Annotated in this window: 5 protein-coding genes; 2 read left to right on the forward strand and 3 right to left on the reverse strand. The window is 68.3% G+C overall.

Annotation, left to right across the window (positions count from 1 at the left end; genetic code table 11):
- Positions 1-20 precede the first annotated feature (20 nt).
- Both pcaC and ACIQ1J_RS33645 read right to left on the reverse strand, forming a co-directional pair.
- Entirely contained in the window at positions 21-1,409 is a 1,389-nt protein-coding gene (gene pcaC, locus ACIQ1J_RS33640; protein WP_403562919.1) for a 4-carboxymuconolactone decarboxylase, read from the reverse strand.
- Positions 1,410-1,441: 32 nt separating this feature from the next.
- A complete protein-coding gene (locus tag ACIQ1J_RS33645) occupies positions 1,442-2,530 on the reverse strand; it encodes an IS110 family transposase (protein ID WP_403562921.1) in 1,089 nt (362 codons plus the stop codon).
- Between the two features lie 1,052 nt (positions 2,531-3,582).
- Between ACIQ1J_RS33645 and ACIQ1J_RS33650 the strand changes: the two genes are divergently transcribed.
- A complete protein-coding gene (locus ACIQ1J_RS33650) occupies positions 3,583-8,766 on the forward strand; it encodes a DUF6531 domain-containing protein (protein WP_102637710.1) in 5,184 nt (1,727 codons plus the stop codon).
- 1 nt (position 8,767) lies between these two features.
- Entirely contained in the window at positions 8,768-9,049 is a 282-nt protein-coding gene (locus ACIQ1J_RS33655; protein WP_102637709.1) for a hypothetical protein, read from the forward strand.
- Positions 9,050-9,104: 55 nt separating this feature from the next.
- On the opposite strand, the gene ACIQ1J_RS33660 is transcribed toward ACIQ1J_RS33655, so the two are convergent.
- Positions 9,105-9,512 carry a transposase gene (locus ACIQ1J_RS33660; protein WP_374227121.1) on the reverse strand — a complete coding sequence of 136 codons (408 nt, stop codon included), beginning with the start codon at positions 9,510-9,512 and terminating at the stop codon, positions 9,105-9,107.
- Positions 9,513-10,589 lie beyond the last annotated feature (1,077 nt).

Here is a 10,589-nt window from a genome sequence, read left to right on the forward strand (position 1 = left end):
GGCCGGCGGCCGGGCAGGACTCACTCGGGCGGCGTGGTCTCCTCCCGGATCACCTGCTGCGCCACCCGGAAGGCGCCGTTCGCGGCCGGTACGCCGCAGTAGACGGCCGCCTGGAGCAGTACTTCCTTGATCTCGCCCGGCGTGAGGCCGTTGCGCAGGGCGGCCCGGAGGTGGGGCGCGAGCTCCTCCAGGTGGCCGCCGGCGACGAGGGCGGTGAGGGTGACGCAGCTACGGGTGCGCCGGTCCAGGCCGGGCCGGTCCCAGACCTCGCCCCACGCGTACCGGGTGAGGAACTCCTGGAAGTCCCCCGAGAACTCGTCCGCCTGCGCCAGCGCCTGGTCGACGTGCGCGTCACCGAGCACTGCGCGGCGCACCTTGAGCCCCGCCTCGTACGGGTCGGGCCGTCCCTGCGCCGGGACCTGCGGCGGTACGGCGGCCGGGGCGATCTCGGCGATGGGCGCGGACGACTGCGGCGGTGGGGCCATGACCGGCTGGACGGGGGCGGCCGAGGGCGCGACGGCCGCGGGTCCTGCGGGACCCGCGGGTCCCGCAGGGGCGGCGGGGGCGGCGGGGGCGGTCGCGTGGGCGGCCGGGACGGCGATCTGACCCGTGGACGCGTCGTGGCCGGTCTGCCAGGCGGTGCTGAAGTGCCGCACCAGCAGGTCGGTGACGGCCGCGGGCTGCTCGACCGGGACCAGGTGGGAGGCGCCGGGGACCACGGCGAGGCGGGCGTCCGGGATGCCGGCGACCAGGGTGCGGGCCTCGGCGGGGCCGGTGACCTGGTCGTCGGAGCCGACCAGGACCAGGGTCGGGACGCCGACCTGCCCGAGCTCGCCACGCACGTCGAACGCGGCGAGCGCTTCGCAGGCGGCGATGTAGCAGCCGGGGTCGGTGGTCCGCACCATCTGCACGGCCCACTCGGTGATCGCGGGCTGGGCGGCGGCGAACCCTCCCGTGAACCAACGCTCCGGCGAGCTGCGCGCGATGGGGTCCAGCCCGTTCGTACGGACGATCACACCACGCTGGCGGAACTCGTCCGCCGTCCCGAAGCGTGGCGAGGCGGCGATCAGCGCGAGGGAGGCGAGGCGTTCGGGATGGCGCAGGGCCAGTTCGATGCCGACGGCACCGCCGAAGGCACAGCCCGCGTAGCCGAAGCGCTGCACGCCGAGACCGTCGAGTGTGGCCAGCAGACGCGTGGTGAGCTCGGCGACGGAGCCCGCCGGGTGGGCGGTGGCGCCGCCGTGTCCCGGCAGGTCGAAGCGGAAGACCCTCCACTGCTGCGCCAACTCGGGCACCTGCCGGTCCCACATGTGCCATGTGGTACCCAGTGAGGGACCCAGGATCAGGACCGGAGCGTCTTCTGGCCCGTCAAAGCGGTATTGCAGGGTGTTGGGTGGTGTCTCGCTCACGCCCCAGACCCTCTCACGTCTCACGGACGCCCCTATAACGCAGGGGTGCGGGAAACCGGTCTGACCAGGTTGAAGACCTCGCGAGCGGCATACCGTTTGAGGCATCGGATGACCTCACGTCGGGTCTTGCCCTCCTGCGTGCGGCGTTCGTAATACGCCTGGGTACGCGGATCGTGACGTAGCCGAGTGAACACGATCCGGTGCAGGGCGGCGTTGGCCTGCCGGTTGCCACCGTAGTTGAGCCGGCGCGTGCGCCGCCGGCCGGAGGAGTACTCGATGGGGCTGACTCCGCAAAGGGCAGCAAAGGACGCCTCGGTGTTCAGTCGCTCGGGGTTGTCTCCCATGGTGATCAGGAGAGTGACGGCGCTGTCCGGACCGATACCCACCGGCACGAGCAGCTGCGGGGCGTGGTGCTCGACGAGCCGGGTCAGGCGTTGGTTGAGCTCATTGATCTGAGCCGTGAGCTGTTCGATGCGCTCGGCGAGCATGCGTAACGTCATGTGGGTGGCCTGTGCCACCGCGTCCTCGCCGCCGCCTGGCCCGAGGCGTGCGCAGGTGCGGAACAACTCGGCATTGCCCAGGCTCGACAGCCGTTCCCGCAGAGCGGGGTCGGCGATGACCAGAACGGCCTTGAGCTGGTTGATCGCCTGGGTGCGGGCCTTGACCGCGGAGTCCTTGGCGAGCTTGTAGATCCGGGCGCTGTGCACCGGACCGTCGCCGGACTTGGCCCGGACCCGGGCACGACCGCTGAGCACGGCTCGCGCGGCGGCCTGGGCATCGAGCGGGTCCGACTTGCCCAGCAGTCGGCGGGCCGAGCGGTCGGGCCGATTCACCTCATACACCTGGATCTGCTGCGCCAGCAGGTAGCGGGACAGGCCCGCGCCGAAGGTGCCGGTGCCCTCCACCCCGGCACGGCGCACCCTCCCTCGCTTGCGGGCCCATACGAGCAGCTGCCGGTAGCCGACCGCCGTCGCCGGGAAGGACTCGGTGCCCAGGATCTTCCCGAGAGGGGAGATCACGGCGGCGACATGTACCTCGCCGTGCGTGTCCACGCCCAGGACGACCTCGCGCCGAACGGGAGGATCCGTGCTTGAGGAGGTGCTGCACTGTCGGCTCGTCATGATGGTTCGCCTCCCACGTGATGACGTGCTCCTGGATGGATGGCACCGGCCCGCTCGGGCGGTCTGAACCGTGATGGCGCCTGATCGTCGGCAAGGCCCCTATGGGGACACGCCCTGTGGCTCGGTGACAGCAGAAACCATCCCGCAACGACAGTCGACACGCCTGTGACTGGACACGTCGGTCAAAGATCTCATGAGTCAGACCCCGCCCGGGACGGCACCGCGCCACCGTCCCACTGCTCCCGGCACAACGGCATGACCCGACCACAGCCGGATGGCTTCGTCCGAACCGGCACTCAACCTGCCCCGGACGGACTGACAACGAGTTGACTTCTCGCCCACTCGTGACCGGCATTGACAGACAGCCTGTGACCCGCCTTACCGGCAGTCCTTCACCGACCACGGAACGAACGGCCTCGAACCCTCGGTCGGTAAGCGGCCGGCCACAAGTCCTATAGCGGCTGCGCAAGATCTTCGCCGGCTTTACCTGGACGTCGTCCACGGCGATGAGCGGCAGGGCCCGCACGCTGGGGTCGTCACCTCTCGACGCGAGGGCGCGCGTCCGCTACCGACTGGCAAGCGATGACGTATTCGCCCCGCTCAAGCAGCCCCTTCTTCCGTTTCCGGCCCCTGCCTGCCCTTAACTCACCGTCGAGGGTCCGTTTACCCACACCGTCTCGCGCTCGGGATCACCTTCGCGCCAAATCGAGCGGCCCAGCGGAGTCCTTCGTCCACTCAGCCAGCAGACCCATGGCCAGGGCGAGGGGGGACCCGTCGCGTTTCGGCCCCGATTCCCGCAGCACGTTAGTTCGAGGGTTCTCCTGATCATGCATTCCCGCGACCTCTCTTCACTCCTGACCCACAGGTGATGCACTGTGCGCACACAAGCGCGAAGACTCGTCACGGCCTTTCTGACCCTGGCTCTACTGACCACAGCAGGTGTCGTCCCCTCCTGGGCGTCGCCCCGAGACCGTCCGCCCTCCACGGCCACCGCGACCATCACACAGGCGCAGGCCCGGACAGCCGCCGACCTGCCCAAGCCCCCCGAGGCCATGACGCTGGCCGAGCGGCGCACGCAGATCGACGAGGACCGGCACGAACGGTCGCCGATGCGTGAGTACATGGACGCGCCGGAGAAGGGGACCAAGGGGAAGCCCCACAGTCGGCCGGACAAGAACCGCATCGAACGCGGGCCCGCCGCCGGGTCGGAGGTGCCCCTCCAACCCCTTGCCGCGGCGGCCGAGAACCCCACCTGGGTGTCATCCTGGGCCACCGCGTATCCCGGGATGCTGTCGATCGGCGGGCAGGTGAAGCTGCCCAAGCGGGGGGATTCGTACACCGGGATGTGGCTGTACGTCCTGGACGAGGGCGGCTACCCCGTCGTGCAGCAGGAGATCAAGAAGGCCACGGACGATCCCAGCGGAGACACCCCGGACACCGGGGCCTGGTGCTACGACTGGTGGACGAGCAACTCCTACCCCACCGACCAATGTTTCTGGTGGACCGGCAGCGAGCTCGGCGGAATCCTCCAGGACGGCAAGAAGTACTACGCCTGGGTCTTCCTCAACAGCGCCGACGGAACCTCGAGTCCGGGCGGCACCACCTCACCGCTCGTGGAGGCGTTCTACACCCCGGTGATCCCCGGCTCGCAGGCGGGCATCTGCACCTGCTACGCACAGGCGCACCGTGCCGACCCGGTCAACACGGCGACCGGCATGTTCTTCGAACAACTCACCGACGCCTCCCTGGTGAGCCCCGGCGTGCCCCTGGCCCTGGAGCGCACCTACCGCTCCGACTCAAGTGCCGTCGGCCTGCTAGGGCGCGGCTGGGCGACCCCGTTCGACGCCAAGCTGATCGCGGCGACGGGGAAGGTGACCTACCGGACGGACGACGGGGCGTCGTTCGTCTTCACAGAGAACAGTGACGGCACGTACGCCGCACCGGCCGGGTCGGCGGCCAAACTGGTCAAGGGCACGAGCACTTACACGATCACCACGCCGGACCACACCAAGCGGACCTTCGACAGCAGCGGCCGGCTCACCTCCGTGGTCGACAAGGTGGGCAAGGGCCTGAGCCTGGCGTACGCGTCCGGCGTTCTCGCCTCCGTCAAGGACGCCGCCGGCCGCACCACCACCTTCACGCCCGGCACCGACGGACTGCTGTCCAAGGTGAGCCTGCCCGACGGTACGTCGGTGTCGTACGGCTACACCGGCGGTCTGCTGACCTCGGTGACCGACCCTGCCGGGAAGGCGTCGTCGTACGCGTACGACGCGAACAAGCGGCTGTCGTCCTACACCGACCCGGCGGGCGGCAAGGTCACCAACATCTACGACACCGCGGGCCGTATCAAGTCCCAGACCGACCAGAACGGCAAGACCACCACGTTCACCTGGGACGGCAAGAGCGAGTCGCACACCACAGCGCCCGACGGCGGCGTGTGGACCGACGTGTACGCCGGCAACGTCCTGATGGAGACGATCGACCCGTACGGCAAGAGCATCACCTACGACTACGACCGTCATCTGCGGCCCGTCGCCATCACCGACCAGCGCGGCAACACCACCGAGATGACGTACGACAGCGCCGGGCGGATGCTCACCCGCAGCGCACCCTCTGCGCTCGGCTACGCGGAGAGCTGGACCTACGACGGTGCGGGCAACATCACCAGCCACACCGACGGCCGTAAGAACAAGACGACCCACACCTACAACACATCGAACCAGCTGACATCGACCACCGACCCACTGGGCGGCAAGACCGCCTACACGTACACGCCGCTTGGTTCGCTGGAGACCGTGACGACGCCGCGCGGCAAGGTCACCACATACGGCTACGACACGGCCGGCAACCGGACCTCGGTCACCACGCCGCTGGGTGAGAAGACGACGTTCACCTACGACAAGGCCGGCCGGATCCTGACGAAGACGGACCCGCGCGGCAACGTCACCGACGCCGACCCGGCCGACCACACCACGAGCTACGCCTACGACGGCCGAGGGCTCCTCAGCTCGGCCACCGACCCCCTGGGCCGCACCACGACCTACCAGTACAACGGGGCCGAGCAACTGACGTCGGCCAAGAACCCGGCGGGCGACACCACCACGTTCACCTACGACGACGCCGGACACCTCACCCGGACCACCGACCCGGCCGGCAACTCCGTCACCCGCACCTATGACGCAAGCGGACGCCTGGCCTCCCAGACCGACGCGGCCGGCGGCAAGACCACCTACACCTACGACAAGGTGGGACGCCTGCTGAGCAGCGTCTCGCCGCGCGGCAACGTCTCCGGCGCCGACCCGGCCGCCCACACCACGAGTTACACCTACGACGCGGCCGGCAACACCATCAAGGTCACCGGCCCTACCGGCGCGTCCACCACCACGACCTACGACGCCATCAACCGGCCCCTCACGGTCACCGACCCGCTGGGCCACACCACCGGCTACACCTACGACGCGAACGACAACGTCACCAAGGTCACCGACGCCGCAGGCAAGACGGTCAGCTCCGTCTACGACAAGAACAACCGGCTGACCAGCAGCACCAATCAGCTGGGCAAGACCACCTCCTACGCCTACGACGCCGACGGCAACCTGCTCAGCCGCACCTCCCCGCTCGGCCACAAGTCGAGCTGGACCTACGACGGTGACGGGCGCCAGGCCACCGCGGTCGACCCGCGCGGCAACGCCACCGGCGCCGACCCGGCCCAGTACACGACCACCTACGGCTACGACCCGGCCGGCAACCCGACCACGGTCACCGACCCGCTCGGCGGCGTGACCACCACCGCCTACGACGCCGTGAACAACGTCGTCAAGCAGACGGACGCCGACAAGCGCGCCACCGCCTACGGATACGACAAGTTGGACCGGCTGACCGAAGTCACCGCTCCGGACGGCGCGGTCACCACGTACGGCCACGACACGGCTGGCAACGTCACCGAGCGCACCGACGCCAACGGGCACGTCACCACGTACGGCTACGACGCGGCCCGCCGCCTCACCTCGGTCACCGACCCGCTGAAGCGGGAGACCACCTACGCCTACGACGCCGCCGGCAACCTCACCAAGAAGACCACGCCCCGCGGATCCACCGGCTACATCTACGACCCGCGCGGCCTGCTCACCAAGGTCGACTACTCCGACTCCACCCCCGACGCGACGTTCGGCTACGACGACGCCGGCCGCATCACTGCCCGCGCCAACTCCAAGATCTCCGAGGACTTCGTCTACGACGCGGTCGGCAACCTCACCAAGACCCGCGGTTTCGCCTACACCTACGACGCCGCCGGGCAGATGCTCACCCGCAAGTACTCCGACGGCAACACGATCACCTACACCTACGACAACGACGGCCGCACCGCCACGATGCTGGCCGACGGCAAGACCACCACCTACACCTGGGACCCGGCCGGCAACCTCACCAGGTCCGCACTGCCCAACACCGAGACGGAGGACCGCGCCTACGACCGGGCCGGCCGCCTCACCGCCGTCACCTCCACCAAGGCCGGCACCACGGTCACCAAGACCGCGCACACCCTCTCCCCCGCGGGCCTGCCCACCCACGTCGACATCACCCGCGCGGGCGTCGGCACGACCGGCTACGACCTCACCTACGACACCGCAGGCCGTCTCACCTCCGGCTGCTTCCCGCAGCCCTGGGTCGCCGGCTGCGCCGCGAGCCGCGCCACGTCCTACACCTACGACAAGGTCGGCAACCGCCTGACCTCCACCCTCGGCACCACCTCCACCAGCTACGCCTACGACGCGGCCGACCAGCTCACCTCCACCACCACCGGCACCACGACCACCGCCTACGACTACGACGCCGAAGGCAACCAGACCAAGAAGGGCGCCGACACCTACACCTACGACCTGGCCGGGCAGATCTCCGCCGCCACCGTCGGCGGCACCGCCTACACCTACGACCACGACGCCAGCGGCAACCAGGTCGCCACCCTCAAGGACGGCGCGGTCACCCACCGCACCCAGTGGGACCCCAACGCACCGCTGCCGATCCTGGCCACCGAATACGACAGCGCCTGGACCATCAAACAGTCCTTCCGCTACGACCCGCTCGGCCAGCCCGCCTCCGTCAGGACCGGCACCGGTGCGCTCTTCTACTACCACCACGACACCCAGGGCTCACCGGTCGACGTCACCAACAGCACCGGCACCCTCTACCAGCGCTGGGCCTACGACCCGTTCGGCACCCGGGTCCTGGGCACCACCACCGGCGGCGCCCCCGCCAACCCTCCCTCCTACACCGGCGCCCGCTACGAGACCACCACCGGCAACCTCGACCTCCACGCCCGCCAGTACGACACCGCCACCGGCCGCTTCACCCGCCCCGACCCCGCCACCCGCGCCCGGACGACCCCGCACATATCGCCGTACGCCTACGCCGACAACGTCCCCACCCTCCTGACCGACCCCAGCGGACTGACCCCCGACGACCCCAACAACGACCGCGTCGACAGCCTCGGCGAAGCAGCGGGCATCTTCGGTGACGCGTTCGTCGACGTCTTCAAGTCCCCCTTCGTCCTCGCCGGGGACCTGCACGACGCATTCACCGGCGAGAACGGCGGCGCCGGCGCCTTCGTCGACAAGTACCTCCCCGTCCGCCCCGCCTACCGCCTCTACCGCGCCGAGTACATGCTCCGCCAGCAGGGCTGCGACGCCCTCGCCGATCTGTACGCCGAAACCGCCGAAGAACTGACCCAGCAGATCGCCCTCGTCGGAATCGGCGGACTGACGGGATGGCGCAGAGCCGCGGTCGAGCCGGGCGGGGGACGTTACTACGGGGAACCGAGTTCGACGCGGTTCGGACTCCCCTACTACACACCGGAAACCCCGTCGTCCATGAGCCGCATCAACCCGGAGGGCGGCCGAAGGAACTGCGGACTGTGTGCGACCGCCGGCGACGACCTCATGGCCGGCCGGAATCCGAACGGGGTGTCCGGAGCAGACCGCCCGCTGACGCGGGCCGAGGTGTCAGCGATGACGGGGCTACCGTTCCGGAAGGTCGGCGGCCTCAACGTCATCGTGAGCGACATGCTGCGCTGGGGACCCGGTGCTCGGGCGATCATAGGAGCATGGCCGAGGAAGGGCGTGGGCCACTACTTCAATGTCGCGAACATCGATGGAAAGGTGGTCTTTCTCGACTTCCAGTCGGGCAAGGCCAATCCAGCGCACAAGAGATACCGCGACTACTACGTGATGAGGACCAACTGACATGCTCGACCCGGAAGAAGCCGAGCGCAGGGCCGCGGAGTTCCTCACGGAGGAAAGCAGAGCATGGGGGCTGTCCTCCAACGTGAGGATCATTCCCGAGTACTGCTTCACGGACAAGGGACGGTTCATCGCTCCATACGACCATGTCGAGTACCTCGATCACGGACGTCAGGACATGCAACTCGGCGGGAACCTGCCCGTGGCCGTCGACCTGAATACCGGAGCGTGCTCCTTCGTCACCTGGGAGGAAGCGGATGACCTGATGGAGCGTGACCTGCTCTGAGTTCGAGCAAGCGGGTCAGCCCGGTGAAGTAGCGGATTTGCCGTGCCTTCTGGTCTCAACAGCCGAGTGAGCACCGCTGTAGGACTACTGGAAAGGCACGGCAGTCCGCGTGCACGCAGTCCGGCCCGGGTGATCGCGACGCTGCCGCGTGCGAGCCCCGGCCGTCGACCATAAGGGAAGCCCTCTTCGATGTCTTGCCCTCCTGGGTGCGGCCTTCGCAGTACGTATGGGTGCGCGGGTCGTGGCGCAGGCGGGTAATGACGATGCGGTGCAGGGCGGCGTTGGCCCGCCGGTCGCCGCCGTGGTTGAGCCGGCACGTACTACTTCGGCCGGAGGAGTATTCGATGGGGCCAACTCCGCAAAGGGCGGCAAAGGACGCCTCGGTGTTCAGCCGCTCGGGTCGTCGTCCGTCATGGCTGCGATCGCAAATTTCAGCGTCCCCGAAAACAGCGCTGGAAGACAAACTGCATGACGTGCCGAACGCGTCACGCGTGCACGCACAGTCAACTTCACGGTGATGCCCCCACCGGAGCGCTCCGGTGGGGCTTCATCTCATGGCTCCAGGCAGAGGCCCGCCAAGGATGCTCCCCGGCAGGGCCTCGATCTATCACCAGCCCTGTCACGCGTCTGTCGCCAACTACGCCGACGCCACCGGACCGCAAAGCCCTGACCTGCTACAACGCACACACCATGGACTGGCGTGGACACCCATGGACGGTCTCTACAACCTGTGCCATGTGGTACCCAGGGAGGGTCCCAGGATCAGGACCGGGGCGTCTTCTGGCCCGTCAAAGCGGTATTGCAGGGTGTTCGGTGGTGTCTCGCTCACCCGTCTGAGCCTCTCATCTGTCACGAGATGTCACATCGCCGGGGTGGACCGAGCGCACCTTGCCCCGCTCCGGCACTGCCGGACCTACCGACGAGAACGCAGATGTACGTTCGCCGGCATGTACTCGTGGCCGTTCGGCAGCGGACCCTCCGGGCGCGTGCGCTCCTTCAGTCGCTACGAGCAACGCTTTCCTCTTTGATCACGGCCTCACAGGCGGTTCGGGTTGCAGCATCGAGTGTGGTGGCATGGACGCGGCTCGGCGCGACTCACATGGAAATTTTCCGAATCCCGCCCAACAACAGCTTGAACACCACACACGGTGAACGCTTGGTAGAAGGTTCGACCGTAGCCGGGTGCTCCCAGTTACAGCCGCCGGTTCAGAACCAGCAAACGGACTCCGAACCCACCTGTCCCCAATCCTGCAGGCCACACGGCTCGCAGGTCGCTCGGCCAATAGTCCGCGCTGTGGGATCTCAGATTCGGCTGCACAATCTCACGTTCCGCTGCATGTCAACCGCCCTCATGAGGTGGACTGTCAGACATCGCAGGTCAGCGGCTCGCCCACCCGACGTCATCTTGGCAAACAGCGTCGGCGAAGTTGCTTGATCGTGAAGGCTGAGGGGCCTCGCGGTTTCCGGACAGGCTTCTGACCGTCTATTTCACGCGGCGATTCGCAACTTCTCGTACTCGGCGTGGACTTCGCGCGGAGGG

It is taken from the genome of Streptomyces sp. NPDC097107 (genome assembly GCF_044762405.1).
Classification (GTDB): Bacteria; Actinomycetota; Actinomycetes; order Streptomycetales; family Streptomycetaceae; genus Streptomyces; species Streptomyces thinghirensis.